The following is a 25,516-nucleotide window of genomic DNA, read 5'->3' as shown; positions in this document are numbered from 1 at the left end:
CCCCCCCCCCCCCCCCCCCCCCCCCCCCCCCCCCCCCCCCCCCCCCCCCCCCCCCCCCCCCCCCCCCCCCCCCCCCCCCCCCCCCCCCCCCCCCCCCCCCCCCCCCCCCCCCCCCCCCCCCCCGCCGTTGCCGGACGGTGTGTCCGGGGTCATCGGCCCGGTGCCACTGGGCGGAAGCCTCGAGTCGAGCGCCGCGGGAGCGCGCACCTAGCGTCGGGGGGTTCGGTCACCGAGGACCAGGAGGCGCCGTGAGTACGCAGGCCACCCCGCCCACCACGACCGGCCGGACCCGCGCCGCGGCCGGCTGGGTCGCGCCGCTGTGCTGGATCGCCGTCCTGCTCGACGGGTTCGACCTCGTCGTCGTCGGCACGGTGGTGCCCGCCCTGCGCACACCGCAGGAGTGGGGTCTGAGCGGCTCGGGCGCGACCACGGTCATCACCGTGGGGCTGGTCGGCATGACGATCGGCGCCCTCACCATCGGCACGCTGACCGACCTGGTGGGCCGTCGCAGGGCGCTGATCGGCGCCGTGACGTCGTTCTCCGTGTTCACCCTGCTGTGCGCGTTCGCCCCGAACGCCGCGGTGTTCGGGGTGCTCCGGTTCCTCGCCGGCATCGGGCTGGGCGGCTGCCTGCCGACGGCGATCGCGATGGTCAACGAGTTCACCCGCGGCGGGCGCAGCGGCCGGGCGACCACCACGATGATGACCGGCTACCACGTGGGCGCCGTCGCCACCGCCGCCCTGGCCATCGTGGTCGTCGAGCCGGTCGGGTGGCGGTGGATGTTCGTCATCGGTGCGCTGCCCGCGCTCGTGCTCGTCCCGCTCATGGTCCGGCACCTGCCCGAGTCCGCCGCCTACCTGCTGTCGCGCGGACGCCGGGAGGAGGCGGAGGCGGTCGCCCGGCGGTACGGGCTCGACCTGGAGCCGCCCGCCCCGGCCGACCCGGACGCCGACCGCGGCGCGACCGCCACGGTGCGCAGCCTGTTCACCGGCGGCCACCTGCGCACCACCCTCGCCGTCGGGGTGACCTCGTTCATGGGCCTGCTGCTGGTCTACGGCCTCAACAACTGGCTGCCCACGATCATGCGCGAGGCGGGGTACGAGCTGGGCGACTCGCTGGCGTTCCTGCTGGTGCTCAACGTCGGCGCCGTCGTGGGGCTGCTGGTCGCCGGCGCGGTCGCCGACCGGGTGGGCGCGCGTCGCGCGGGAACCGCGTGGTTCGCCGCCGGTGCGGTGTTCCTCGCGCTGCTGTCGGTCGAGCTGCCGACTGCCGGCCTCTACCTGATGTGCTTCGCCACCGGCTGCTTCGTGTTCAGTGCCCAGGTGCTGGTCTACGCGTTCGTCAGCGCCAACCACCCGCCGCAGGTGCGGGCCACCGCGCTGGGCTGGTCGGCCGGCGCGGGGCGGATCGGGGCGATCGTCGGCCCGGTGGTCACCGGCGCGCTCGTCACCGCCGGGGCGGCGTTCCCGTGGGGCTTCTACGTCTTCGCCGTCGTCGGCGTCCTCGGCGCGCTGGGCATCAGCCTCGCCCGGGCGCGGTGACGCCGCGGTCCTCCGGACCGCGGACCCGGCCGCCGCGGGTCACTCCCCGCGGCGGCGCTCCTGCTCGGCCAGGAAGCGCTCCAGCTCCGCGCCGATCTCCTCACCGCTGGGCACCTCGCCGATCTCGCTGAGCAGCCCGCTGCCCTCGCGGGCGGAGGTGAACTGGTCGTACTGCTGCTCCAGGGCGGCGACCACCGCGGTGTTCTCGCTGCTCCGGGCGATCTGCTCGTCCACCTCGGTGCGGTGCGCCTCGGCGGCCTCGCGCAGCGTCTCGGTCGGCAGGTGCAGCCCGGTGAGCCGGGAGAGGTGCTCGAGCAGGGTGAGCGAGGCGGCCGGGAACGTCGCCTGCGCCAGGTAGTGCGGGACGTGGGCGGCGATGCCACACGCGTCGACGCCGGCCTCGCCCAGCCGCAGCTCCAGCAGCGCCGCGACGCTGCCGGGGATGCGCATCTCGCCCCAGTAGACGGGGTGGTCGGCGATGAGCTGGCGGCGGGTCGCGTGGGCGGTCACCGTCACCGGCCGGGTGTGCGGCACCGGCATCGGGATCGCCTGCAGCGCCACGACCGACGTCACGCCCAGCCGGTCGACCAGGCCGGAGACCGCGGCGATGAACCGCTCCCACGCGAAGTCCGGCTCGGCGCCGTGCAGCAGCAGGAACGGCTCGCCGGCGTCGTCCTCGAGGGCGTAGAGCAGCAGCTCCGGGGCGGTGTAGGACTCGTAGTGGTCGCCGTTGAAGGTCATCCGCGGCCGGTGGGCGCGGTAGTCGACCAGGCTGTCGACGTCGAACCGCGCGATCACCTCGTGCGGCAGGGTGGCCAGCAGGTGGGAGCCGGCCAGCGCGCCGGCGTGTGCGGCGTCGAACTCGCCGGCCAGGTCGTGGACCAGGACCAGGCCGCGACGGGCGGCGGCCGTGGAGACCTGCTCCTCACGGGTCAGGAAGGGCTCCGCCTCGGCGAGGAGCTCGACGAGGTCCTCGGGTCGCTGCGCCACGGTGGCTGCCTCCTCAGGGTCCGGGTGCTACGCGGTGTGCAGCCCGGAACGGGGCGCGGGCATTCCCGCGCTCACCCGCGGGGACGGTCGGGCTCGCCATCGGCCGGGGCCGGTTCCCGGGTGACCGTCGCACCGTCCTCGTCACCGACCACCTGCGGGCGGGTGCCGTCGTCGGCGACCTCGGGCGAACGGCCGTCGAGCTCGTCGCGGACGTACCGGTAGACGACGGCGATCAGCGCCGCCACCGGGACGCCGAGGAAGGCACCGGTGATGCCGGCCAGGCTGCCACCGGCGGTCACCGCGAGGATCACCACGGCGGCGTGCAGGTTGAACCCGCGGCCCTGGATGATCGGCTGCAGCACGTTGCCCTCGATCTGCTGCACGAGCAGCACGATCGCGAAGACGATCAGCGCCACCGTGAGGCCCTCGTCGACCAGGGCGATGAGCACGGCGAAGGCGCCGGCGACGAACGCACCGATGATCGGGATGAAGGCGCCGAAGAAGGTCAGCAGGGCCAACGGCAGCACCAGCGGGACGTCGAGGATCCACAGGCCCAGGCCGATGAAGAAGGCGTCGATGAAGCCGACCAGCGCCTGCTGCTTGATGAACTCCGAGAGCGTCGACCAGGTCTTGTTCGACAGCGCCGCCACGTGCCGGGAGGCCCGCGGACCGGTCTGCGCCGCCAGCCACGGCACCCAGCGCGGGCCGTCCTTGATGAAGAAGAACGCCAGCACCAGGGCCAGCACGAGGTTGATCAGGCCGTTCCCGACGGCGGAGGCGCCGGTGAGCGCGTACCCGGCGATGTTCTGCGCGTTGGCCTGCAGCGAGTTGATGGCGTTGTCGACGGCCTGCCCGATCTGGTCCTCGCCGATGTTGAACGGCGGGCCCTGCAGCCAGCTCTGCACCTGCTGCAGCCCGACGGCGGTCTGGTCGGCCAGCTCCCCGACCTGGTCGGCGACCTGGGGGGCGATCAGCGCGACGATGCCGCCGATGACCGCGAGGAAGCCGAGGAGGACGACGGCCGCGGCCAGCGCGGGCGGCCAGCCGTGCCGGCGCAGGAAGCGGGTCGGCGGCCACAGCACCGTGGCGAACAGCAGGCCGAGGACGATCGGCAGCAGGATCACCCAGAGCCGGCCGAGCACCCACCCGAGGACGATGACCGCGCCGGTGATGAGCAGCAGCTGGGCCGAGGCCACCGCGAGGGACCGTGTCGCCCGGCGCAGGCGGGGACCGCGCTCGGAGGACGGGGCCGGGGCGCCGGTGACGGCGGCCGCGTCGGGGTGGGCGACGTGCTCGCGCTCGTCGACGGCGGACGGCACCTCCGACCGGTGGGAGCGGTCGGACCCTCGGAGCCTCATACGCGAGATCACAGCACGTGGATGTCCGTTCCGGGACGAGCGGAAACGATCACCGGGCGCGCGTCGTAGCGTCGGCCCATGCCGAAGACCGCGACAGCCGACCGGGTCGACCGGGCCGCGCTCGAGGAGTTCCTGCGTCCCCGCCACAAGGCGCTGCTGGTGACCCGCCGGGGCAGCGGGGGGGTGCAGCTCTCCCCGGTGACCTGCGGGCTGGACGGCGAGGGCCGCATCGTCGTCTCGACCTATCCGCAGCGGGCCAAGGTCGCCAACGCCCGGCGCGACCCCGCCGTCTCCCTCTGCGTGCTCTCCGACGACTTCGACGGGCCGTGGGTGCAGGTGGACGGCCGCGCCGAGGTGCTGGACCTGCCCGAGGCGCTGGAGCCGCTGGTCGACTACTTCCGCTCCATCAGCGGCGAGCACCCCGACTGGGACGAGTACCGCGCCGCGATGACCCGGCAGGGCAAGTCGCTGCTGCGGATCACGATCGAGCAGTGGGGCCCGGTGGCGACCGGTGGCTTCCCGCCCGACGTCGCGGCGCGGATGTAGTCCTGGTCCGGCACGGGGAAAGCTGACAGGCTTGCCCGGTGCCGTTCGTGGTGACCGCCGTCCCGTCCCGCGGGGACGGGGCCGGGCGGGTGGAGGCGGCCCTGCGCCGCCTGGGCGGGCTCCCGGCCGTGCGTCCCTTCGCCCGGGTGGGCGACGGCGAGGTGCAGGGCCTGCTGGCCGACCCGGCCGTGGTCGTCGACGTCGTGCTCGAGCTGGTGCGCGCACCCGGCTGGGCCGTCGGGGTGGGCGCCGGTGCGGTCCCCGACGGCGGGCGGTCCGGCGGCCCGGCCCTGCTGTCCGCGCGCCGCGCGGCCGACGCCGCCGGTCAGCGCGGCACCCGGCTGGCCGTCCGCGGCGCGGTCCCGTCGGAGGCGGCCGACGCCCAGGCGGTGCTGACCGCCCTGGCCGTGGTGGTCCAGCGGCGCAGCCCGCAGGCGTGGGAGGCGATCGAGCTGGTGGCCGCCGGCCGCACCCAGTCGCGGGCGGCCGCCGCGCTCGGCATCTCCCGGCAGGCGGTGGGCCAGCGGCTGGCCGCGGGCCTGTGGGAGCTCGAGCGCGAGCTGCGGCCGACCGCGGTGCGGCTGCTCGCCCGCGCCGAGGGCTGACCGCCGCCGGACGCCGTCGTCGCGCGCGGTGATCACCCGGCGGTGAGAATGGGGCGCCACCGCCGTCCGCCCCCAGGGAGAGCCCGTGCCCGAGCCGTCCGCGTCAGGCGGGATCCGCAACGTCGAGCTGCTCGGCGTCTACACCAACGACCACCTGGCCGCCGCCACCGGCGGGATCGAGCTGGTGCGCCGGATGCTCGGGCAGCACCGCGGCAGCGCGTTCGGGGGGCGGCTGGAGGAGTTGCTCGGCGAGCTGCGCGAGGAGCGCGCGGCGGTGGAGACGACGATGCAGTCCCTGGGCATCCCGGTGCGCCAGTACAAGCAGGTCGCCACCTGGATCGGGGAGAAGCTGTCCCGCGCGAAGCTCAACGGGCACGTGCTGTCCCGGTCGCCGCTGTCCGACGTCGTGGAGTTCGAGTTCATCGCGACCGCCGTGCTGGCCAAGCGGGCCGGCTTCGAGACGCTGCGCGCGCTGGCCGAGACCGACCCGCGCATCGACGCCGCACTGTTCGACCGGCTGATCGCGCAGGCCGACAAGCAGCACCACTGGCTGGCCGACGCCCGTCGTGAGGTCGCCGCCGGCGTCTTCGGCGGCTCCCCGGCCGCGGCCGACGAGGCCGCCGACACCTGACCGGGGGCCGGGGCGCGGCGCCCGGCGGCGACCGGTAGAACTCCGGTCATGTGCCACGACACCGACAGCCGCCCACCCGCGCCGCCCCGCAGCGGCGACGTCGCCGAGCGCGGCACCCTGACCCTGACCGCGGCCGACGGGACCGAGTTCGCCGCCGCGTACGCCGCACCCGACGGCCCGGCCCGAGTCGGGGTCGTCGTCCTGCCCGACATCCGCGGGCTGCACCCCTACTACGTCGCCCTCGCCGAGCGGTTCGCCGAGGCCGGCCTGCCCGCCCTGGCCGTCGACTACTTCGGGCGGACGGCGGAGCTGCCGCCCACCGGCACCCGCGAGCAGGACTTCGACTGGCAGACGCACATCCCGCAGACGACGCCGCAGGGCGTGGACGCCGACGTCGCCGCGGCGATCGCCTACCTGCGCGAGCGCACCCGGCCGGACCTGCCCGTGGTGACCGTCGGCTTCTGCTTCGGTGGCAGCCACTCGTGGCGGCTGGCCGGCGGGGACCTGGACGTGGCCGCCTGCGTCGGCTTCTACGGCCGGCCGGCGATGGTCGGTGACGCCGCCGCCCGGCGCCCGACCCTGATGGTCATCGCCGGGGCCGACAGCGCGACGCCGGTGGAGGACCAGCTGGAGCTGGCCGGGAAGCTGCGCGCCGGCGGCGCGGAGGTGGAGACCGCCGTCTACGACGGCGCCCCGCACTCGTTCTTCGACCGCGCGTACGGGGACTGGGCCGAGGCCTGCGCCGACGTCTGGCGCCGCGTGCTGGCACTCACCGACCGGGTCGCCTCCTAGGCTCGGAGGGGTGAGCGAACAGAGCAGCGACGGGATCGACCCGGGCGTCATCGAGCTGGCCGCGCGGGTCTTCGACCTGGCGCGCTTCGGTGCCACCGAGGAGCTGGCCGCCTACGTCGACGCCGGGGTGCCGGCGGACCTGACCAACGAGAAGGGCGACACGCTGCTGCTCCTGGCGGCCTACCACGGCCACGCGGACACCGTGGCCGCCCTGCTGCAGCGCGGCGCGGACCCGGGGCGGGTGAACGACCGCGGTCAGACCGCTCTGGCCGCCGCGGTGTTCAAGCAGTCGGAGGAGACCGTCCGCCACCTGCTGGCCGCCGGTGCCGACCCCGACGCCGGCGGCCCCACCGCGCGGGAGACCGCGGCGTTCTTCGAGCTGCCGGCGATGGCCGCGCTGCTGGACGGTGCGGGTACCTGAGCCCACCGGCCGGGCATGCCAGGCTGGTGCCCGGGTACTGCGGCGCCGCGCGGGGGAGAGGCGGAGTGCACATGGGGACGAGCGACGGCCGGACGGCCGGCGGGTGGCGGGCCGGCGTCCGCCCCGCGGGCTGAGCCGGCGCGGACGATGGTCGCCCAGCAGGGGCTCCCGGGCACCGGGGCCGACACCCCTGACGTGCCCGGCCCGGTCGAGGTGACCGCCGCGGTCCAGGACGCCGCCGCCGCGGAGTCCTCGGTCGCCGCGGCCGCGGTCGAGGAGGCCGCGGCCGTCGGGGCGGAGCCGGCCACCCCCACCGAGGTCGGCCCGTCGACGGCGGGGCTGCCGCGCTGGCTGGTCCTGCTGGTCGGCGGCGCGGCGGCCACGATCGCGATCGCCGGTGTCCGGTCGATCGCCTGGCTGGTCGGCCCGGTGCTGCTCGCCCTGGTGGTCGTCATCGCGCTCATGCCGGTGCAGCGCTTCCTGCAGCGGCACGGCTGGCCGCGCTGGCTCAGCGCCACGGTCCTGCTCGTGCTGGTCTGGGGCATCCTGCTGGCCTTCGTGGCGCTGCTGGTGGTCTCGATCGCCCAGTTCGCCAACCTGCTGCCCGACTACGCCGGCTCGGCCGAGCGGCTGCTGGCCTCGGTCGTCGACGACCTCAACGACCGCGGGATCGTCTCCGGGCAGCTGTCGGACCTGGTCGCGCAGTTCGACTACAGCCAGCTGGTCGGGGTCGCCACCGGCCTGCTGTCCCGGGTCAGCGACGCCGCGACCACGCTGGTCCTGCTGCTGTCGGCGATCGTCTTCCTGGCCATCGAGTCCGGCGGGTTCGGCCGGCGGCTGGCCCTGGTGGCCGCCGAGCGCCCGCACCTGCCGATCGCGCTGGGCCTGTTCGCCCGGGGCACCCGCAGCTACCTGCTGGTCAGCACGGTGTTCGGCGGGATCGTCGCGATCGGGGACACGATCGCGCTGGCGATCATCGGCATCCCGCTGCCGGTGGTGTGGGGGCTGCTGTCGTTCATCACCAACTACGTGCCCAACATCGGGTTCGTCCTCGGGCTGGTGCCGCCGGCGATCCTCGGCCTGCTGGCCGGGGGCTGGACGGAGTTCTGGGTCGTCGTCGCGGTCTACGCGCTGCTGAACTTCGTCGTCCAGACGCTGATCCAGCCGCGGTTCGTCGGCGACTCGGTGGGGCTGTCGATGACGGTCACCTTCGTCGCGCTGCTGTTCTGGGGCTGGGTGCTGGGCGCGCTCGGTGCGCTGCTGGCCATCCCGCTCACGCTGCTGGTCAAGGCGATGCTCGTGGACGTCGACCCGCGGGGGCACTGGCTGGACGCGCTGCTGCGCGAGGAGCCGCGGGCGCCGCGGACCAGCCGCGCCCGGCAGCGGGCCAACGCCCGGCGCGCGGCGCTCGCCTCGGTGCGCGCCCTGCAGCCGCACCTGCCCGGCCGGCGGCACTCCGACGACTGACGCGCGGGCCCGGACAGGGGCGAATGCGCAGGTCAGGGCGGAATGTCAGCCCCCTGGAGGACGTTGTCCCCATGTCGGGCACACCGTCCGACCTGCGTCTCAGGAGGACGACGATGAAGGGTGATCGCGTAGAGGTCGTGATCGACGCCGGGGGTGTGACCCGCACGTACGACATCGAGGCCACCCGCGCCGGCCGGCGGGTGGACGTGACCCACGGCCGAGGCGTCGTGGAGGTCACCGAGAGCACCCGTGGGGGTACCCCGGTCCGCACGGCGCGCTTCATGGCGGGGCGGGTGCTCGCGCTGGTGGAGCACCCGGCGCCCCGCCGCGCGGCCGACGACGCCGAGGTGACCCCGCTGCGGCAGTCGGCCTGAGCGAGGACGCCGTCCCCCGCCGGCCCGGGACGGCACCGGCCGGGCAGGAGGTCGTGGTGATGACCGGCCTCCAGGGCAGCGGGAAGTCGACGTGGGTGCGCGAGCACCTGGCCGGCACCCACGTGGTCGTGAGCAAGGACCACTGGCCCAACGCCCGGCGCCGGGAGGCGCGCCAGCGGCGGGTGGTCGCCGAGCTGCTGGCGCAGGGCGCCAGCGTCGTCGTCGACAACACCAACCCCACGCCGGAGGACCGCGCCCCGCTGGTCGCGGCGGCCCGCGCCGCCGGCGCCGGCGTCCGTGCGGTCTGGCTGGCCACCGCCGTCGAGACCTGTGTCGCGCGCAACGAGCTCCGCGAGGGGCGGGCCCGCGTGCCCCTGGCCGGGCTGTTCGGCACCGCGGCGCGGTTCGTGCCGCCCGCGCCGGAGGAGGGCTTCGACCGGGTGGACGTCGTCGGGCCCGGGGGCACCGACGCGCCGGGAGCTACCGGTCGGTAGCCGTTCCGCCCCACCGCCGTACCGTGTCGGGAGCGCACCGCAAGGCGCAGACACGAAAGGGATCTCCCGTATGAGCGAGGCAAGCAGCACCGGGGCCCGCGTGGCCATCGTGACCGGGGCCGCTCGCGGCATCGGCGCGGCCACCGCCCTGCGACTGGCGCAGGACGGGTTCGCCGTGGGCGTGCTGGACCTGGACGAGACGGCCGGCAAGGAGACCGTGCAGGCCATCGAGGCCGCCGGGGGCCGGGCGCTCGCGGTCGGCGCCGACGTCAGCGACCCCGAGCAGGTGGAGGCCGCGGTCGGCCGGGTCGCCGCCGAGCTCGGCGCGCCGACGGTCCTGGTGAACAACGCCGGTGTCACCCGCGACAACCTGCTGTTCAAGATGACCGAGTCCGACTGGGACACCGTCATGAACGTCCACCTGCGCGGCGCGTTCCTCATGACCCGCGCGGTGCAGAAGCACATGATCGAGGCCGGCTGGGGCCGCGTGGTCAACCTGTCGAGCATCTCGGCGCTGGGCAACCGCGGCCAGGCCAACTACTCCGCGGCCAAGGCCGGCCTGCAGGGCTTCACCAAGACCCTCGCCATCGAGCTCGGCAAGTTCGGCGTCACCGCCAACGCCATCGCCCCCGGCTTCATCCAGACGGAGATGACCAAGGCGACCGCCGAGCGGATCGGCGTCCCGTTCGAGGACTTCATCGCCGGCGCGGCCAAGGAGATCCCGGTGCAGCGCGTCGGGCAGCCCGAGGACATCGCCCACCTGGTGTCGTTCTTCGTCAGCGAGGGCGCCGGCTTCGTCTCCGGGCAGGTCGTCTACGCCGCCGGTGGCCCGAAGGCCTGAGGCAGCACCCCCTGCGTCCACGGGGCCCGGGCGGGAACCCTCCCGGCCGGGCCCCGTCGGCATAGCGGAGTGCCTGGCGCCGTTGTACGGAGCGTGTTGAAGGACCCTGCTCCCCGCCACTCGCACGCCCCTCGCGGGCCCCTGGACCAGGGCCTCCGCCTGGCCCTCCTCGGTGACTCGCTCGCGTACGGCTCGGGCGCCGCCCGGGTGCAGGACACCCTCGGGCCGCGCCTGGTGGCGGCCCTGCAGGAGGCCGGCTTCGACGTCGACCTGTCCGTCCTCGCCGTCCCGGGCGCCGTCTCGCGCGACCTGGCCGCGCAGGCCCGCCGCGCCGAGCCGCTGGCGGTCGACCTCGCCGTGGTGGTCGTCGGCGCCAACGACCTCGCCCGCATGGTGCCGGCGGGACAGGCGGCCGCCGCCCTCGCCGCGGCCGTGGGCACGCTGCGCGCCGGCGGCACCGACGTGGTCGTCGTCCCGGCGCCGGACATGTCGATGGTGCCGTTCGTGCCGCCGGCGTTCCGCTCGCTGGTGCAGGCCGCCTCCGCGGAGCTGCAGCGCCAGCAGGCCGCCGTCGCCCGGTCCGCGGGCGCGCGGGTCGCCGGGGTGTCGGACGCCGTGGCCGCCGCGTTCGGCGCCGACCCGGCGATGTTCTCCGCCGACCGCTTCCACCCCTCCTCGGCCGGCTACGCCGTCATCGCCGCCGCGCTGGCCCCGCACGTCGTCGCCGCGGCGGTCGCCCGCCGGGACGCCGCGGCCGCCTGACCCGCGCCCGTCCCCGCCCGACCCGCCCGTCCCGACCCGGCCGTCCCGGCCCGGCCAGTCGTCGATCATCGGATCGGTGCAGCTCGACACGCCGTCGACGGCGTGCCCCCGTGCACCGGTCCGATGATCGACACGGGCGGGAGGGCAGGACGGGCGGGCCCAGGGCCGGGCCGGTGCGGGCGCTCAGCAGGTGTGGTGCACCTCCTGCAGCCCGTACACCGGGGTCGGGATGCCGACCTGACGCGCCTTGAGCTGCAGTGCCAGGTACAGCGAGTAGTGCCGGGACTGGTGCAGGTTGCCGCCGTGGAACCACAGCGCCTCCTGCTGGGTGGGCTTCCACATGTTGCGCTGCTCGCCCTCCCAGGGGCCGGGGTCCTTGGTCGTGTCCGACCCGAGCCCCCACACCTTGCCGACCCTGTCCGCGACCTCCTGGCTGATCAGGTCGGCCGCCCAGCCGTTCATCGAGCCGTAGCCGGTGGCGTAGACGACCAGGTCGGCGGGGAGCTCGGTGCCGTCGGCCATGACGACGGCGTCCTCGGTGAGGTGGTCGACCTGGCCGTGCGCCAGCTCCACCTCCCCGTCGGCGACCAGGTCGGCGGCGCCCACGTCGATGTAGTAGCCCGAGCCGCGGCGCAGGTACTTCATGAACAGACCGGAGCCGTCGTCGCCCCAGTCGTGCCGGAACCCGGCCCTCTCCAGCCGCTCGTAGAAGTCGGCGTCGCGCTCGGCCATCTGCTGGTACAGCGGGATCTGGAACTCGTGCATGATCCGGTACGGGATGGACGCGAAGACCAGGTCGGCCTTCTCGGTGGTCATCCCGGCCGCGACCGCCTCCTCGCTGTAGAGGGCGCCCAGGCCGATGTCCATGAGGGTGCCGCTCTTGACGATGTGGGTCGAGGAGCGCTGGACCATGGTGACGTGGGCGTCGTGCTCCCACAGCGCGCCGCAGATGTCGAAGGCGGAGTTGTTGCTCCCGATGACGACGCAGCGCTTGCCGGCGTAGGCGTCCGGCCCGGGGTGGGCCGAGGAGTGGTGCTGGTCCCCGCGGAAGACGTCCTTGCCGGGCAGGTCGGGGACGTTGGGCTTGCCGGACATGCCGGTGGCGAGCACCAGGTGCTTGGGCCGCAGGGTCAGCGGGTCGCCCTCCCGCTCGAGCTCGACGGTCCACTCGCCCGTCGCGGCCGAGTACGAGGCGCGGGTCGCCACGGTGCTCGACCAGTACGGCACCTCCATGGCCTCGACGTAGGACTCGAGCCAGTCGCCGATCTTGTCCTTGGGGGAGAACACCGGCCAGGTGTCGGGGAACTTCAGGTACGGCAGGTGGTCGTACCAGACCGGGTCGTGCAGGCAGAGTGACTTGTAGCGGCCGCGCCACTGGTCGCCGGGTCGCGGGTGCCTGTCGACGACCAGCGCGGGGACGCCGAGCTGCCGCAGCCGCGCGCCCAGCGCGATGCCGCCCTGGCCGCCGCCGACCACGAGGACGTCGGGCTGGACGGTGGTGCCGAGTTCGGCCTGCTCCCTCTCCCGCCGCTCCAGCCAGGTCAGCCGCTGCTTGTTGACGCCGTGCTCGGCGCCCATCGGCCGGCGCGGGCCGCGGGGCTCCTCGTGGCCCTTGAGCTCGTACAGGGTGGTGAGCAGGGTCCAGGCCCGGGTGGTCCCGTCCTCCTCCACCAGCCGCGCCATCCCGCGTCCCCGGCCGACCGCGGTCTCGAAGGTGAACCAGACGGTGGTGACGCCGTCGGCCTCCTCCGGCGGCTCCTCGACGGCGAAGGACGCCGGCCCGGTGCGCTCGAGGGTCTCGGTGAGCAGGTCGCGGACGCCGTCGCGGTCCTCGACGGTGGTGATGTTCCAGGTGAAGGAGACCAGGTCCCGCCAGAAGCTGGTGGTGGCGAACAGGTCGGTGGCGCGCTCGACGTCGCCCGCGGCGAGGGCGTCGGCGAACCGGTCGAGCCAGGCCTGCGCGCGGTCGGCGGGGGAGCCGGTGGTGCCGGGGCGGTCGATCGTCTGGGTCATGGGCGGGCCTCCTGCGTCGTTGCCGGACGGAGGGCAGCAGCAGACCGCGCGCACCCCGCGGCGGGGAAGCGTTGCAGGGGGTTGCAGCACTTAGGGTCGGTGGCGCAGGTCACACCCGAGGAGCTGCCGATGTCCAGCGCCGTCCACAGCGCCCTGCCGCCGGGCGCCGACCCGCGGGCGCACACCCGCCTGCTGGAGCGCGTGCGCGCGGCCGCGCTGGCCGGCGGCACGCCGCCCGCGGCGCCGCGGCCGGTGATCGGCGCCTCGTGGCGCCGGGTGCTGGGCGCGGGGCTCGACCCCTCCGACGCCCCGGACGTCCCGCCGCTGGACGGCGCGGAGCTGGAGCGGCGGCGGGCCGAGAGCGGGCTGGCGCCGTTGCTGCCGCTGCTGCGCGAGCGGCTGCTCCCGGTCGCCACCGACGCCGGACAGGTGCTCGTGGTGGTGGACGCCGCCTGTCGGGTGCTGTGGCGCGAGGGCGGCAGCGGGGTGCGCCGCCGCGCCGACCGGCTGGGCTTCGTCGAGGGCTCCGCCTGGGACGAGGACACCGTCGGCACCAACGCGATCGGCACCAGCCTGGTCGTCGGGACCCCGCTGCAGGTGCACGCCGGTGAGCACTACGCCGAGGGCCACCAGCCCTGGACCTGCGCCGCCGCGCCCCTGCACCACCCCGTCACCGGCCGGCTGCTGGGCGCGGTCGACCTCTCCGGGCCCGCGGCCACCGTGCACCCGAGCACGATCGCGCTCGTCGACGCCGTCGCCCGGCTGGCCGAGCTGGAGCTGCGGACGGCGCACAGCCGCCAGCTGGAGCGGCTGCGGACCCTCGCCGCGCCGTTGCTGGCGCGCCTCGCCGGCCGGGCGCTCGTGGTCGGGTCCGACGGGTGCACCGCCGCCGCCACGGGCCTGGTGGCACCCGAGCGCGTGCTGCTGCCCGACGACGTCGGCCCGGGCCCGGTGCTCGTGCCGGCCCTGGGCTGGTGCACCGCCGAGCCGCTGCCGGGTGGCTGGCTGCTGCGCCCGGACGGCGCGGCCGGAGGGCCCGCCCGTCCCGCGGGGGTGGTCCTCGACCTGACCGGCTCCCGGCCGCAGGTGCGGGTCACCGGCCCCAGCGGCACGTGGGCGGCCGGGCTGAGCCTGCGGCACGCGGAGATCCTGCTGGCCCTCGCGCAGGCGCGCGCCGGTCGCTCCGCCGCCGGGCTGGCCGCCGACCTCTTCGGGGACCCCGCCCGCACGGTCACCGTGCGGGCCGAGGTCTCCCGGCTGCGCCGGACGCTGGGCTCGGTCGTCTCGGCGCAGCCGTACCGCATCGACGAGGCCGTGCACGTGCAGGTGGACCTGCCGGCACCGGTGTCCCGGCTGCTGCCGGCGTCCACCGCGCCCCTGGTGGAGCGGCTGCGCGGGGGGACGGCGTGATCAGCCCGCGGCCCGCGCCCTGCGGGGCTCGGCGAGGCGGGTGAGGACCGGCCCCAGCACCGCGAGCACCAGCACGTAACCGGTCGCCACCGGACCCAGGTCGGTCACGCCGGCGGCCACGGCCAGCCCGGCGATGACGATCGAGAACTCGCCGCGGGCCACCAGCGCCGTCCCGGCCCGCAACCGGCCCGGGCCGGCCACGCCGTCGCGCCGCGCGGCGAACCAGCCGGTGGCCACCTTCGTCCCGGCGGTGACCGCCGCCAGTGCCAGGACCGCGGGCAGCACCGGCAGCACCGCCCCGGGGTCGGTGGACAGGCCGAAGGCGACGAAGAAGGTGGCGGCGAACAGGTCGCGCAGCGGACCGAGGATGGCCCGGGCCCGCTCGGCCGCCGACGCCGGCAGCGCCAGCCCGACCAGGAAGGCGCCCACCGCGGCCGAGGCGCCCAGCGACTGGGCGAGCCCGGCCACCAGCAGGGTGATCCCGACCAGCCGCAGCAGCACCTGCTCGTCGTCGGGGTGGGCCAGCAGCCGGCCCAGCTGCTGACCGTGGCGCTGCGCCGCCAGCAGCACCAGCACCACCGCGCCCACGGCCAGCCCGATGCCCGCGACCGCGGACGCCGGCCCGCCGCCGGCGAGGGAGACGACGAGCAGCGGCAGGAACAGCGCCATCGCGAGGTCCTCGAGCACCAGCACCGACAGCACCGCCGGGGTCTCCCGGTTGGCCAGCCGCCCGAGGTCGCCGAGCAGCCTGGCGATGATGCCCGAGGACGAGACCCAGGTGACCCCGGCCAGGGCCAGCGCCCCCTGCCAGGGCAGGCCGAGCAGCAGCCCGGCGAGGAACCCCGGCGGGGCGTTCAGCAGGAGGTCGACCAGGCCCGAGGGGCCGTGGTGGCGCAGCGAGGCGAACAGCTCCTCGGCGGAGAACTCCAGCCCGAGAGCGAGCAGCAGCAGGACCACGCCGATCTCGGCGGCGGCCTCGATGAACGGCTGCGAGGTGGCCAGCGGCACGACCCCGCCGTCCCCGAGCGCCAGCGCGGCCACCAGGACGAACGGCACCGGCGACAGCCCCACCCGCCGGGCCAGCAGGCCGAGCAGGGACAGCCCGACGAACAGCAGCCCCAGCTCGACGAGGAGGGCGGCGACGTGGTCCACGCGGCCGCGGCCTCAGGACCGTCCGGTCAGGTGCCGCTCCAGCTGCTCGAGCCCGGCGTCGGACCCGATCGCGACCAGCACGTCGCCGGCGCGCAGCACGGCGGCCGGGCCGGGGGAGGGGACGACGTCGGTGTCCCGGACGATCGCCACGATGGAGCACCCGGTGAGGGTGCGGGCCCGGGTGTCCCCGAGGGGGTGGTCGACGAACGGTGACCCCGGCCCGAGCGGGAAGCGTCCCGACTCCAGGCCGGGCACCTCCCGCGACAGGTCGGCGAAGCGCTGGGTCAGCCGCGGGGCGCCGAGCACCTCGGCCACCGCGTCGACCTCCTCGTGGTCCAGCCGGATGACGCTGTGCGCCCGGTCGGGGTCGCGCTGGTCGTAGACGGCGATCTCCGCCGCGCCCTCGCGCTGGACGACGATCGCCAGCAGGTCGCCCGCGCGGGTCCGCATCTCGTACCGGACCCCCACCCCCGGCAGCAGCGTCTCCTCGAGCTCCACGGCCGCATCGTCGCAGACCGCGGGCCCGGTCACCGGGCGGCGACGGGCAGCCGGGCGGCCAGCAGCTCGGCCAGGTGCAGCGCGCGGCGGCCGGCCAGCTGGTCCAGCTGGGTGCGGCAGGAGAACCCGTCGGCCAGGACGACGGCGTCCGGGCCGGCCTCGCGGACGGCGGGCAGCAGCTGCTGCTCGGCGATCGTGACCGACACGTCGTGGTGGCCGCGCTCGACGCCCCAGTTGCCGGCCAGCCCGCAGCAGCCGCCGACCCGGCGCACGGTGGCACCGGCGTCGCGCAGCAGCCGCTCGTCGGTCGCCCAGCCCAGGACCGCGTGGTGGTGGCAGTGCGGCTGGGCGACGACCTCGACCCCGGCCAGGGACGGCGGCGTCCAGCCCGGGGTCTCGCGCAGCAGCTCGGCCAGGGTGCGGGTGCCCGCGGCGACCCGCTCGGCCGCCGGCCCGCCCACCAGCTCCAGCGCCTCCCCGCGCAGGACGGCGGTGCAGGAGGGCTCGACGCCGACCACGGGCACGCCGGCGTCCACCAGCGGGGTCAGCAGCTCGACGGTGCGGCCCAGCGTGCGGCGGGCGGCGTCCAGCTGGCCGGTGGTGATCCAGGTGAGCCCGCAGCAGGCCTCGGCCGGGGGCACCTGGACGCGGTAGCCGGCCGCCTCCAGGACCTCGGCGGTCGCCACGGCGACCTCCGGGGCGAAGTGGTCGGTGAACGAGTCCACCCACAGCGCGACCGGCCGGCCGTCCCCGGACGCCGGCCGAGCGGCCCAGCCCGCCCGGAAGGTCGTCGCCGCGAAGGCCGGGAGGGTGCGCCGCTGGTCGACCCCGGCGCCCCACTTGGCGACCCGGCCGCCGAGGCGGGAGGTCATCACCGCGTTGACCAGCCGCGGGGCGCGGGCGGCCAGGTCGGCCCAGCGCGGCAGCCACCCCAGCGTGTAGTGCGACCGCGGCCGCAGCCGCCGCCGGTAGGACTGGTGCAGCACCTCGGCCTTGTAGGAGGCCATGTCCACCCCGGTCGGGCAGTCCCGCGAGCACCCCTTGCACGACAGGCACAGGTCCAGCGCGTCGTGCACCTCCGGCGAGCGCCAGTCGTGCACCGGCCCGCCGGGGGCGAGCATCTCCTGGAGGACGCGGGCCCGCCCCCGGGTGGTGTCCTTCTCCTCCCGCGTGGCCGGCCACGACGGGCACATCACCCCGCCGGAGGCCTGCAGGTCGGCCCGGCACTTGCCGACGCCGGTGCAGCGGTGGACGGCGGCGGAGAAGTCGCCGCCGTCGTGTCGGTAGGCCAGGGCCAGGCCCTCGGTCCGGCGGGGCGCGGCGGCCACCCGGATGTCGTCCTCGACCCGCGCCGGCCGGACCAGCACCCCGGGGTTGAGCACGTCGCCGGGGTCGAACACCGCCTTGACCCGCTCGAACAGGCCCAGCACGTGAGGGGAGTACATCGAGGCCAGCAGCTCGCTGCGGGCCCGGCCGTCGCCGTGCTCGCCGGAGACCGAGCCGCCGAAGCGGGCCACCAGCGCGGCCGCGTCGGTGACGAACGCGCGGTAGGCCGCCCGGCCCCGGTCCGGTCCGTGCCCCAGCGGGAAGTCGATCCGCACGTGCACGCAGCCGTCGCCGAAGTGGCCGTAGGGCACGCCCTGCAGGCCGTGGGCGCCCAGCAGCTCCTCGAACCCGCGCAGGTACTCGCCCAGCCGCTCCACCGGCACCGCGGCGTCCTCCCAGCCGGCGTGCGCCGGGCGGCCGTCGGAGGTGCGGGCGGCCAGGCCCGCGCCGTCCTCCCGGATCCGCCAGATGGCGGCGGCCTCGGCCGGGTCGGTGACCACCAGCGAGTCCAGCGCCCCGGCGTCGGCCAGCACGCCCTTGGCCTTGGCCTCGATCTCGGCGACGGTGTCCCCGGTCAGCTCGACGATCAGCCAGCCGTCGCCGCGGGGCAGGTCGGGGACGACGGCGGCCGGGACGTCCCGCAGCCGCTGGACGATCCGCTGGTCGAGCCCCTCGCAGGCGGTCGGCTCGTGCCGCAGCAGCGCCGGGGTGGCGTCGGCGGCGTCGGCCATGGACGGGTAGCCGAGCACGACGAGCCCGCGGAAGGGGGCGTCGGCCACCAGCCGCACGGTCGCACCCAGCACCAGGGCCAGCGTGCCCTCGCTGCCGACGAGCGCCTTCGCGACGTCGAAGCCGCGCTCGGGCAGCAGGTGCTCCAACGAGTAGCCCGACACCTGGCGGCCGAAGCGGCCCAGCTCGGTGCGGATCGCGGCCAGCTCGCCGTCCACCAGGGCCCGCAGCTGCCCGAGGACGCCGCCGTCCGTGGCGTCCCCGCCCGGGCCCAGCCGCAGCCGCTGCCCGCCGCCGGTGACGACGTCGAGGCCGACCACGTTGTCGGAGGTCCGGCCGTAGCCCAGGGCGCGGGAGCCGCAGGCGTTGTTCCCGATCATCCCGCCGATCGTGCAGCGGTTGTGGGTGCTCGGGTCGGGGCCGAACCGCAGCCCGTGCGGCGCGGCCGCCTTCTGCAGGGCGGCCTGCACGAGACCGGGGTCCACGGTCGCCGTCCGCGCCGCGGCGTCGATGGCGCGGACCCGGGAGAGGTGGCGGCTGGTGTCGACGACCACGCCCGGGCCGACGGCGTTGCCGGCGATCGACGTGCCCGCCCCGCGCGCGGTCAGCGGCACGCCGGCCTCCCGGCAGACGGCGAGGGTGGCCTCGATCTCGTCGGGGTGCCGCGGCCGCACGACCACGCGGGGGAGCACCCGGTACAGGGAGCCGTCGGAGGCGTACAGCGCCCGGGCGAGGCCGGAGTCGTCGACGTCGCCGACGCCGGCGCGGCGGAGGGCGGACAGCAGGTCGGCGTCAGTGGCAGCGGCCGGAGTCACCCCGTCAGTCTCGGTCCCGCCGGTCCGGCGCGGCGACCGGGGGTCAGCGGGCCAGGTCCGCGGGGTCCTCGGGGAGGTGCGTGCGCGCCCAGAGCGCCGCCGAGGTGCGGTCCCGGACGCCGATCCGCTGGAAGACGCTGGTGAGGTGGGCCTTCACGGTGCCCTCGCGGATCCCGAGGGCCCGCGCGATCTGCTTGTTGGCCAGGCCCCGGCCGACCAGCGCCAGCACCTCCTGCTCCCGCTCGGTGAGCTCGGCGGTCCGCGGCGGGCAGCGGCGGGCGTGCAGCACGGTGCGGGCCACGCGGGGGTCCAGCGGCGAGTGCCCCTGGGCGGTGGAGCGGATCGCGGCCAGCAGGTCGGCCGGCTCGGTGTCCTTGAGGACGTACCCGCCGGCGCCGGCGTCCAGCGCCTCGATCACCCGCTGCTGGTCGGAGAAGGAGGTCAGCACGAGCACCTCCACGTCGGGGTGCTCGTCGACGATGCGGCGGGTGGCCAGGACGCCGTCCATCACCGGCATGGACAGGTCCATGAGCACCACCCGCGGCCGCAGGCGGGCCACCTCGGCCACCGCCTCCGCGCCGTCGGCGGCGGTGCCCACGACCCGCATGTCCCCGGCCGCGGCGATCAGCCCGGACAGGCCCGAGCGCATGAGTGCGTGGTCGTCGACCACCAGGACGTCGATCACGAGCGGGGCACCTCCAGGCGCAGGCCGGTCCCGGACCCCGGCGCGGTGCGCAGCCACAGGGCGGCGCCCTCGGCGGCGGCGAGGTCGGCGAGCAACCGCAGCCCGAACCGGCCACCCTGCCCGTCCGGGTCGGGCGCGGCCTCGAAGCCGACGCCGTCGTCGGTCACCTCGCACACCAGGCCGCCGGCGTGCTCCTCGACGGTCACGTCGACGCGGCCGGCGGAGGAGTGCTTGGCGACGTTGCGCAGCGCCTCCTGGACGGTGCGCAGAACCAGGGCGGCCGCGGCCGGCGGCGGGGCGAGGTCGTCGGCGACGTGCACCCGGACGTCGACCCCGCGGGGGCGCAGCCGGCCGGCGAGGTCGGCCAGGGCCATGGGCAGGCCGGAGCGGGCGAGGTCCGGCGGGTGGATCTCCACCAGCAGGGAGCGCAGCGACCCGACCGACTCCCGCAGCGCACCGGCGGCCTGGCCGAGCACCTCGGCGTCCGGGTGGGGGCAGTCGCAGGCGGCGGGGGCCCGCAGCTCGTCGGCGGCCCGGGCGACCAGCAGGGCGGAGGCGGAGACGTCCTGCACGATCCCGTCGTGCAGGCTCCCGGCGATCCGCCGCCGCTCCTCGGCCGAGGCGTCCAGCGCCCGGGCCTGCAGCAGCTCGCGCTCCCGCTGGGTGGCCCGCAGCTGGGTCACCATCCGGTGGGCCAGGGGCATCTGGACGGCGAGCAGCGTCAGCACGACGGCCATCGAGATCGGCGCGAACTCCCACCAGATCTCGGCCTGCCGGGAGGTGGCCTCCTGGTAGACCGAGTAGGTCTCCAGCAGCAGCGGCTGCCCGTCGGGGCCGTCGATGTGCCGGTAGACCTCGAGCAGCTGGCCGAAGGAGCGCTCGAACCGGTTCTCCGGGCGGGTGAGGTCGCTGACCTCGGCCCGGGTGACGCCGTCGCGCAGCGCCGCCCGGTCGTCCTCGTCGAGCCCGTAGGTCTGCCCGACGAGGCGCGGCTCGTCGGAGTACACGATCCGGCCGTCGGCGGTCCAGATCTTCACCCGCACGATGCCGACGGCGGCCAGCCGGTCGCGCATGCGGACGTCGAAGGCCTGCAGCGTCTGCGCATCGCCGGAGAGCAGGGCCTCGTCGACGTTCGGTTCCACCAGGACGGCGGCCAGCAGGTCGGTCATGTGGCGGGCGTCGGCCAGGGCCTCGTCCTCCGCGGCCTCCACGCCGGCCCACACACCCCCGCCGAGCAGCAGGACCACCGCCACCAGGTTGGCCAGCGCGAAGCGGCCGACCACCCGGCGCACCGACGAGCTGCGGGTCGGGCGGACGGCCGCCGTGCCCCGGACCAGCGGGACCCAGTCGCCGGTCGGGCGCGCCGCGGCGACGGCCGTCGTCGGGCCGGTCGCCATGGCGTCCTCCTCGCGCGTCGACGCTGCACCCTGCCGGGCCCGGTGCACCCCGGGGACCCCCGGGGTCGCGGACCGCCCGGTGTCGGTCTGCCCGGGAGTTGTGTCATCCCGGGGGCCGGCGGCGCAAGGAGCCGGGGCCGTCACCCCCTCGTTTGGGGTCCGTACCAGGAGGCGTCTCACCCGGTCACCCGCTGCCAGGTCCGGCGCAGCCGTCCGGCGGCGCCGGCGGGGGGCAGGGCGCCCACCGCGCGGCTGCCGGCGAGCCCGATGCCGGCGGCGCGCACGGGGTCGTCGAGGAGGCCGGCGAGCGCCACGGCCAGGGCGGTGGGGTCGTCCGGGGGCACCAGCACCCCGGTCTCGCCGTGCCGGATGAGCAGCGGGGGCGCGCCGGCGGGGGTGGCCACGACCGGCCGCGCGCTGGCCAGCGCGTGCCGCAGCGCCGGGAGCGGGGACTCCCGGCCGCAGGGCGCCCGGTGCGGGAGGACGAGCACGGCGCACCGGTGCACCGCGGCCCGGACCGCCGGGGCGGTCAGCGGCCCGCAGAAGCGCACGGCGCCGTCCAGCCCGAGCTGGTCGGCGGTGGTCCGCAGCGCCCGGCGCAGCGGGCCCCCACCGATGATCTCCAGGCAGAGGCCGGCCCGGTCCGCGGCCAGCAGCCCGAAGGCGGTCAGCAGGGTGTCCAGGCCACCGGCCGGCTCCAGCGGTGCCACACCCAGCAGCGGACGCGGAGGTCCTCCCGCGCTCGTCGCCATGGCCGTCCTCCCCGTGGCCCCCCGTCGACCCCCGCGGCCACTCGACCAGCCCGGCGGTCCGGCGCGCACCTGGACAGGAGTCCTACGACCAGGTCAGCGCGGAGCGGCCCGCCCGTTCACCACAGCGACAGCGAGCGGCGGAAGATCCCGGCGACGTCGTCCTCGGTGACGTCCTTGGGGGCGGTGGCCAGCAGGCGCTGCTGCTTCATCGTGCCGTCGACCAGGTCGGGGATGTCGCCCTCGTCGTAGCCGACCGCCCCGATCCCGGCGGGGATGTCGATGTCGCGCATGAGCGCGGTCAGCACCGTGGGGAGGAACTCCGCGGGGTCGTCGGTCTGCTCGGCGCGCGGGTCCAGCAGCCGGGCGGCGCGCAGGTGCCGCTCGGGGTCGGCGTCGAAGGTGAAGCGGAACGCCTCGGGCGCGGTGAGGGCCACCGACATCCCGTGCGGGACCATCGGCTCGTCGGCCGGGTAGTCCTTGGGGTGGAAGTCCTTGACCCGGCCGGCGATCGGGTAGGCGTTGGCGTGCGGGATGTGCACCCCGGCGTTGCCGAACCCCATCCCCGCGAAGGTCGCGGCCATGGCCATCGCCGCGCGGGCGTCCTCGTCCTCGCCGTGCCGGACGGCGGTGCGGAACGACCCGGCCAGCAGCGCCAGCGCCTTCTCCGACCACATGTCGGCGATCGGGTTGGCCCCGCAGTAGGGCACCCGCTCCTCCGGCCGCTTGTGCTCGAAGGTCGTGTACGGCCGGGCGGTGTAGCTCTCCAGCGCGTGGCAGAGGATGTCCATGCCCGACGCGGCGGTGACCCCGGCCGGCTGGGTCCGGGTCAGCGCCGGGTCGACGACGGCCATGGTCGGGCGCAGGCGGACGTGGCTGATCCCCGTCTTGACCTTCAGCGCCAGGACGTCGAGCACGCAGATCGTGGTGCTCTCCGCGCCGGTGCCCGTGGTCGTGGGGACGGCGACCAGCGGGTTGAGCGGGTTGACCGGCGCCCGCCCCTCGCCGACCGGCTTGTTCACGTAGTCCATGAGCTCGCCGGGGTTGGTGGTGAGCAGGTTGATCGCCTTGGCGGTGTCGATGCTCGACCCGCCGCCCACCGCGACGATCGCGTCCCAGGGCCCGTGCTCGCGGGCCCAGCCGACGGCGTGCTCGAGGCTCTCGTCGGTCGGCTCGACGTGGGCGCCGTCGAAGACGACCGCCTCGATGTCGAACTGGCCCATCTGGTCGGCGACCCGCTGCGGGTGCCCGGTGGCGGCCACCCCGGGGTCGGTGACGACCAGCACGCGCCGCGCGCCGGTCAGGCTGAGGTCGTAGCCGATCTCGTCGGAGGCACCGGGCCCGTACTTGAGCTGCGGTGCGCCGTAGGTGAAGACGCTCTCGGGGGTGGCGGGGGAGTGGGTGGACGGGGTCGCGGACATCGGCGGGGCCCTCCTCGGACGACGCGGCGGTCGATGGCACGGTCCGTGCGGCACCTCCGAGTCTGCTGCGGCGCCGAGCGCTCGGCCAGCCCTGCGGCCGGCCGACCGGGCGTGGTGGGGCCACCGGGTGCGGCGGCCCCACCACGGGCCTCACTGGGTCGGCGGCTCGTCCTTGCCGGCCTCCTCGAGCTCGTCGGCCTCCTCCTTGGTCTTGTGCACGGCGCCGTCGGCGTGCTCCGGCGGGCCGTAGACGGTGTAGAGGACCAGCGGGTTGGGCCCGGTGTTCACGAAGTTGTGCTTCGTGCCGGCGGGCACGACGACGAGGTCGCCCTGCGTCACCTTCTTCTTGCTGCCCGAGATCTGCGCCTCGCCGGTGCCGCTGACGAAGGTGAGGATCTGGTCGATGTCCTCGTGGACCTCCTCGCCGATCTCCCCGCCCGGCGGGATCGTCATGATCACCAGCTGGGTGTTCTTGCCGGTCCACAGGACCCGGCGGAAGTCGGCGTACTTCTCGGCCTCGGTCGCGATCTCGTAGTGGATGACGGACGCCATGGAGGCGCTCCTCTCGTCGGACGGTCTCGTGCGGCCGGGGTCGGCTGGCCCCGGCGGACGCCGTCCTCCTGCCCGCCGACGTGGACGGTTAGTCGTGTCCGGACGAGGAGTCGATCACTCACCCGGCGAGGGCGAAGCCCTCGTAGTCCTTGGCGGCCACCTCCTGGCACCTCTCCCGGTACGGGCCGACCCCGCCGATGTAGGGCATGAACACCCGGGGCTTGCCCTCGACGTTGGAGCCCATGTACCAGGAGTTGGCGGTCGGGAAGAGGGTCGCGTTGCCGACCTCCTCGTTGTGGTCCACCCAGGACTGCTCCGCCTCGGGGGTGGCCTCGATCGTGCGCAGGCCGTGCTCGCGCACGTACCGGATGGCGTCGGAGACCCACTCCACGTGCTGCTCGATCGACACCATCATGTTCGACAGCACCGAGGGGCTCTGCGGCCCGGTGATCACGAACGCGTTGGGGAACCCGGCCATCGCGATGCCCAGGTAGGTGCGCGGCCCGGCCTTCCAGTGGTCGGTCAGCTGCTGCCCGCCCCGGCCGCGGATCTCCATGGAGGTCAGCGCCCCGGTCTGGGCGTCGAAGCCGGTGGCCAGCACCAGCACGTCGACCTCGAACTCCCGCTCGGTGGTGCGCACGCCGGCCGGGGTGATCTCCACCAGCGGCGTCCGGCGCAGGTCCACCAGGTGCACGTTGTCGCGGTTGTAGGTCTCGTAGTAGTCGGTGTGCACGCAGATCCGCTTGGTGCCGATCGGGTAGTCCTTGGGGCACAGCGTCTCGGCGACGTCCGGGTCGTGCACGATCTCCCGGATCCGCTCCCGCACGAACTCGGCCGCGGTGTCGTTGGCCTCCTGGCTGACCAGCATGTCGGTGTAGGCCGCCATCAGGTCGACGAGGGTGTTGTCCTGGTCGTGCCAGGCCTTCTCGTACCGGCGTCGCCGGCTCTCGGCGTCGTCCTCGAGCGCGGCCTTCTCCGCCGGCGGGTGCGGGATGCCGAGCATCGACGTCCGCGCGTCCTCCCGGAACTCCGGGTAGTGCGCCTTCATCTCCTCCTGGTAGCCGGGCGGGAAGGGGTGGTTGTGCGCCGGGACGGCGAAGTTCGGCGTCCGCTGGAACACCGTGAGGTCGGCGGCCTGCTGCGCGATGAGGGGGATGCTCTGGATCGCCGAGGAGCCGGTGCCGATGACGGCGACGCGCTTGCCGGTGAGGTCCACGCCCTCCCGGGGCCAGCGGGCGGTGTGGTACCAGTCGCCGCGGAAGCTCTCCAGCCCGGGGATCTCCGGCTTCTTGTAGATCGACAGGCACCCCGAGGCGTGCACGACGAACTGCGCCGAGAGCACCTCACCGCGGTCGGTGCGCACGGTCCAGCGGGCGGCGTCGTCGTCCCACACCGTCGACTCGACCCGGGTCTCCAGCTGGATGTCGCGGCGCAGGTCGTACCGGTCGGCGACGTGGTTGGCGTAGCGGAGGATCTCCGGTTGCGTCGGGTACTTCTCCGTCCACTGCCACTCCTGCTCCAGCTGCGGGTCGAAGGAGTACGAGTACTCCATGCTCCGCACGTCGCAGCGCGCGCCCGGGTAGCGGTTCCAGTGCCAGGTGCCGCCCACGCCGTCGGCCATCTCGACGACCTGCACCGAGCAGCCGAGCTGCCGCAACCGGTGCAGCATGTACATGCCGGAGAAGCCGGCGCCGATGACGACGACGTCCACCTCCCGGGTGGGGGTGTCGGTCGCGGCGGTGTCCTGCGGGGCGGGCGCGGTCCGGGTCATGCGTCAGGTCCTCCTCGTCGAGGCGGGGGAAGGGCCCGCGACCCGGCTGCCCGGGTCGCGGGAGCGGGAGTGTCCGGCGCTGGTGCTGCGGGTGTGTCCTGGGTCACACAAGCTAGGAGCCGGGATCCGCGCCGGTCAAGGTCGTGGACGGAGGATGCGGGCGGCGCGCGGCCGGG

At 75.6% G+C, this 25,516-nt stretch carries 24 protein-coding genes; 12 read left to right on the top strand and 12 right to left on the bottom strand.

Going from position 1 to position 25,516, the window contains the following annotated elements:
- The first annotated feature begins 248 nt into the window (after positions 1–248).
- The gene (locus ACI79E_RS19110; protein WP_456934150.1) at positions 249–1,541 is read left to right on the top strand and encodes an MFS transporter; all 1,293 of its coding nucleotides are present in this window, start codon (positions 249–251) and stop codon (positions 1,539–1,541) included.
- Positions 1,542–1,580: 39 nt separating this feature from the next.
- Here the strand turns inward: ACI79E_RS19110 and ACI79E_RS19105 are convergent, their stop codons facing one another.
- Both ACI79E_RS19105 and ACI79E_RS19100 read right to left on the bottom strand, forming a co-directional pair.
- Positions 1,581–2,531: a proteasome assembly chaperone family protein gene (locus tag ACI79E_RS19105; RefSeq protein WP_456934149.1), complete on the bottom strand. Its 951-nt coding sequence runs from the start codon at positions 2,529–2,531 to the stop codon at positions 1,581–1,583.
- A gap of 71 nt (positions 2,532–2,602) precedes the next feature.
- The gene (locus tag ACI79E_RS19100) at positions 2,603–3,889 is read right to left on the bottom strand and encodes an AI-2E family transporter (RefSeq protein WP_456934148.1); all 1,287 of its coding nucleotides are present in this window, start codon (positions 3,887–3,889) and stop codon (positions 2,603–2,605) included.
- Between the two features lie 78 nt (positions 3,890–3,967).
- Between ACI79E_RS19100 and ACI79E_RS19095 the strand changes: the two genes are divergently transcribed.
- From ACI79E_RS19095 to ACI79E_RS19050, 10 genes are all read left to right on the top strand, one after another.
- Entirely contained in the window at positions 3,968–4,435 is a 468-nt protein-coding gene (locus ACI79E_RS19095; protein WP_456934147.1) for a PPOX class F420-dependent oxidoreductase, read from the top strand.
- Between the two features lie 38 nt (positions 4,436–4,473).
- Positions 4,474–5,040, top strand: coding sequence for a hypothetical protein (locus ACI79E_RS19090; RefSeq protein ID WP_456934146.1), 567 nt, complete (start codon positions 4,474–4,476; stop codon positions 5,038–5,040).
- 85 nt (positions 5,041–5,125) lie between these two features.
- Positions 5,126–5,671, top strand: coding sequence for a hypothetical protein (locus ACI79E_RS19085; protein ID WP_456934145.1), 546 nt, complete (start codon positions 5,126–5,128; stop codon positions 5,669–5,671).
- Between the two features lie 48 nt (positions 5,672–5,719).
- The gene (locus ACI79E_RS19080) at positions 5,720–6,463 is read left to right on the top strand and encodes a dienelactone hydrolase family protein (protein ID WP_456934144.1); all 744 of its coding nucleotides are present in this window, start codon (positions 5,720–5,722) and stop codon (positions 6,461–6,463) included.
- A 10-nt stretch (positions 6,464–6,473) separates the two neighbouring features.
- Complete coding sequence (locus ACI79E_RS19075) at positions 6,474–6,884, top strand: ankyrin repeat domain-containing protein (protein WP_456934143.1); 411 nt, start codon at positions 6,474–6,476, stop codon at positions 6,882–6,884.
- Positions 6,885–7,031: 147 nt separating this feature from the next.
- Positions 7,032–8,351: an AI-2E family transporter gene (locus tag ACI79E_RS19070; protein ID WP_456934142.1), complete on the top strand. Its 1,320-nt coding sequence runs from the start codon at positions 7,032–7,034 to the stop codon at positions 8,349–8,351.
- A 113-nt stretch (positions 8,352–8,464) separates the two neighbouring features.
- Positions 8,465–8,725, top strand: coding sequence for a hypothetical protein (locus ACI79E_RS19065; RefSeq protein ID WP_456934141.1), 261 nt, complete (start codon positions 8,465–8,467; stop codon positions 8,723–8,725).
- A gap of 59 nt (positions 8,726–8,784) precedes the next feature.
- A complete protein-coding gene (locus tag ACI79E_RS19060) occupies positions 8,785–9,219 on the top strand; it encodes an AAA family ATPase (RefSeq protein ID WP_456934140.1) in 435 nt (144 codons plus the stop codon).
- Between the two features lie 70 nt (positions 9,220–9,289).
- The gene (fabG, locus tag ACI79E_RS19055; RefSeq protein WP_456934139.1) at positions 9,290–10,060 is read left to right on the top strand and encodes a 3-oxoacyl-ACP reductase FabG; all 771 of its coding nucleotides are present in this window, start codon (positions 9,290–9,292) and stop codon (positions 10,058–10,060) included.
- 93 nt (positions 10,061–10,153) lie between these two features.
- Positions 10,154–10,822 (top strand): GDSL-type esterase/lipase family protein, encoded by a 669-nt coding sequence (locus tag ACI79E_RS19050; protein ID WP_456934138.1) that lies wholly within the window; start codon positions 10,154–10,156, stop codon positions 10,820–10,822.
- 183 nt (positions 10,823–11,005) lie between these two features.
- Here the strand turns inward: ACI79E_RS19050 and ACI79E_RS19045 are convergent, their stop codons facing one another.
- Positions 11,006–12,835, bottom strand: a complete 1,830-nt coding sequence (locus ACI79E_RS19045) for an NAD(P)-binding domain-containing protein (protein WP_456934137.1) — start codon at positions 12,833–12,835, stop codon at positions 11,006–11,008.
- Between the two features lie 129 nt (positions 12,836–12,964).
- Here ACI79E_RS19045 and ACI79E_RS19040 point away from each other — a divergent pair, with 129 nt between their 5' ends.
- Positions 12,965–14,245, top strand: coding sequence for a GAF domain-containing protein (locus ACI79E_RS19040; protein WP_456934136.1), 1,281 nt, complete (start codon positions 12,965–12,967; stop codon positions 14,243–14,245).
- Here the strand turns inward: ACI79E_RS19040 and ACI79E_RS19035 are convergent, their stop codons facing one another.
- The 9 genes from ACI79E_RS19035 to ACI79E_RS18995 form a co-directional block, all read right to left on the bottom strand.
- The gene (locus ACI79E_RS19035; RefSeq protein ID WP_456934135.1) at positions 14,246–15,397 is read right to left on the bottom strand and encodes a cation:proton antiporter; all 1,152 of its coding nucleotides are present in this window, start codon (positions 15,395–15,397) and stop codon (positions 14,246–14,248) included.
- 12 nt (positions 15,398–15,409) lie between these two features.
- On the bottom strand, positions 15,410–15,895 hold the full coding sequence (locus ACI79E_RS19030; RefSeq protein WP_456934134.1) for a cation:proton antiporter regulatory subunit: 486 nt from the start codon (positions 15,893–15,895) through the stop codon (positions 15,410–15,412).
- Positions 15,896–15,924: 29 nt separating this feature from the next.
- Positions 15,925–18,765: an FAD-binding and (Fe-S)-binding domain-containing protein gene (locus ACI79E_RS19025; RefSeq protein ID WP_456934133.1), complete on the bottom strand. Its 2,841-nt coding sequence runs from the start codon at positions 18,763–18,765 to the stop codon at positions 15,925–15,927.
- A gap of 43 nt (positions 18,766–18,808) precedes the next feature.
- Entirely contained in the window at positions 18,809–19,450 is a 642-nt protein-coding gene (locus tag ACI79E_RS19020; RefSeq protein WP_456934132.1) for a response regulator, read from the bottom strand.
- Positions 19,447–20,847 carry a sensor histidine kinase gene (locus ACI79E_RS19015; RefSeq protein WP_456934131.1) on the bottom strand — a complete coding sequence of 467 codons (1,401 nt, stop codon included), beginning with the start codon at positions 20,845–20,847 and terminating at the stop codon, positions 19,447–19,449. Before ACI79E_RS19015 ends, ACI79E_RS19020 begins: the two co-directional genes overlap by 4 nt.
- A 176-nt stretch (positions 20,848–21,023) precedes the next feature.
- Complete coding sequence (locus ACI79E_RS19010) at positions 21,024–21,557, bottom strand: glycosyltransferase (protein WP_456934130.1); 534 nt, start codon at positions 21,555–21,557, stop codon at positions 21,024–21,026.
- A gap of 158 nt (positions 21,558–21,715) precedes the next feature.
- Complete coding sequence (locus ACI79E_RS19005) at positions 21,716–23,017, bottom strand: hydroxyacid-oxoacid transhydrogenase (protein ID WP_456934129.1); 1,302 nt, start codon at positions 23,015–23,017, stop codon at positions 21,716–21,718.
- A gap of 150 nt (positions 23,018–23,167) precedes the next feature.
- On the bottom strand, positions 23,168–23,569 hold the full coding sequence (locus ACI79E_RS19000; protein ID WP_456934128.1) for a cupin domain-containing protein: 402 nt from the start codon (positions 23,567–23,569) through the stop codon (positions 23,168–23,170).
- Between the two features lie 118 nt (positions 23,570–23,687).
- On the bottom strand, positions 23,688–25,340 hold the full coding sequence (locus ACI79E_RS18995) for a flavin-containing monooxygenase (RefSeq protein WP_456934127.1): 1,653 nt from the start codon (positions 25,338–25,340) through the stop codon (positions 23,688–23,690).
- Positions 25,341–25,516 lie beyond the last annotated feature (176 nt).

The organism is Geodermatophilus sp. SYSU D00079 (assembly GCF_054050635.1).
Note: the sequence above shows the minus strand (reverse complement) of the source record. Positions and strands in the feature narration are given on the sequence as shown.

Bases quoted from the DNA above. Each gene is read 5' to 3' on its own strand.
- ACI79E_RS19040 (WP_456934136.1), top strand. From the start codon at position 12,965: ATGTCCAGCGCCGTCCACAGCGCCCTGCCGCCGGGCGCCGACCCGCGG.
- ACI79E_RS18995 (WP_456934127.1), bottom strand. From the start codon at position 25,340: ATGACCCGGACCGCGCCCGCCCCGCAGGACACCGCCGCGACCGACACC.
- ACI79E_RS19095 (WP_456934147.1), top strand. From the start codon at position 3,968: ATGCCGAAGACCGCGACAGCCGACCGGGTCGACCGGGCCGCGCTCGAG.
- ACI79E_RS19070 (WP_456934142.1), top strand. From the start codon at position 7,032: ATGGTCGCCCAGCAGGGGCTCCCGGGCACCGGGGCCGACACCCCTGAC.
- ACI79E_RS19080 (WP_456934144.1), top strand. From the start codon at position 5,720: ATGTGCCACGACACCGACAGCCGCCCACCCGCGCCGCCCCGCAGCGGC.
- ACI79E_RS19060 (WP_456934140.1), top strand. From the start codon at position 8,785: ATGACCGGCCTCCAGGGCAGCGGGAAGTCGACGTGGGTGCGCGAGCAC.
- ACI79E_RS19000 (WP_456934128.1), bottom strand. From the start codon at position 23,569: ATGGCGTCCGTCATCCACTACGAGATCGCGACCGAGGCCGAGAAGTAC.
- fabG (WP_456934139.1), top strand. From the start codon at position 9,290: ATGAGCGAGGCAAGCAGCACCGGGGCCCGCGTGGCCATCGTGACCGGG.
- ACI79E_RS19100 (WP_456934148.1), bottom strand. From the start codon at position 3,889: ATGAGGCTCCGAGGGTCCGACCGCTCCCACCGGTCGGAGGTGCCGTCC.
- ACI79E_RS19005 (WP_456934129.1), bottom strand. From the start codon at position 23,017: ATGTCCGCGACCCCGTCCACCCACTCCCCCGCCACCCCCGAGAGCGTC.
- ACI79E_RS19045 (WP_456934137.1), bottom strand. From the start codon at position 12,835: ATGACCCAGACGATCGACCGCCCCGGCACCACCGGCTCCCCCGCCGAC.
- ACI79E_RS19015 (WP_456934131.1), bottom strand. From the start codon at position 20,847: ATGGCGACCGGCCCGACGACGGCCGTCGCCGCGGCGCGCCCGACCGGC.
- ACI79E_RS19065 (WP_456934141.1), top strand. From the start codon at position 8,465: ATGAAGGGTGATCGCGTAGAGGTCGTGATCGACGCCGGGGGTGTGACC.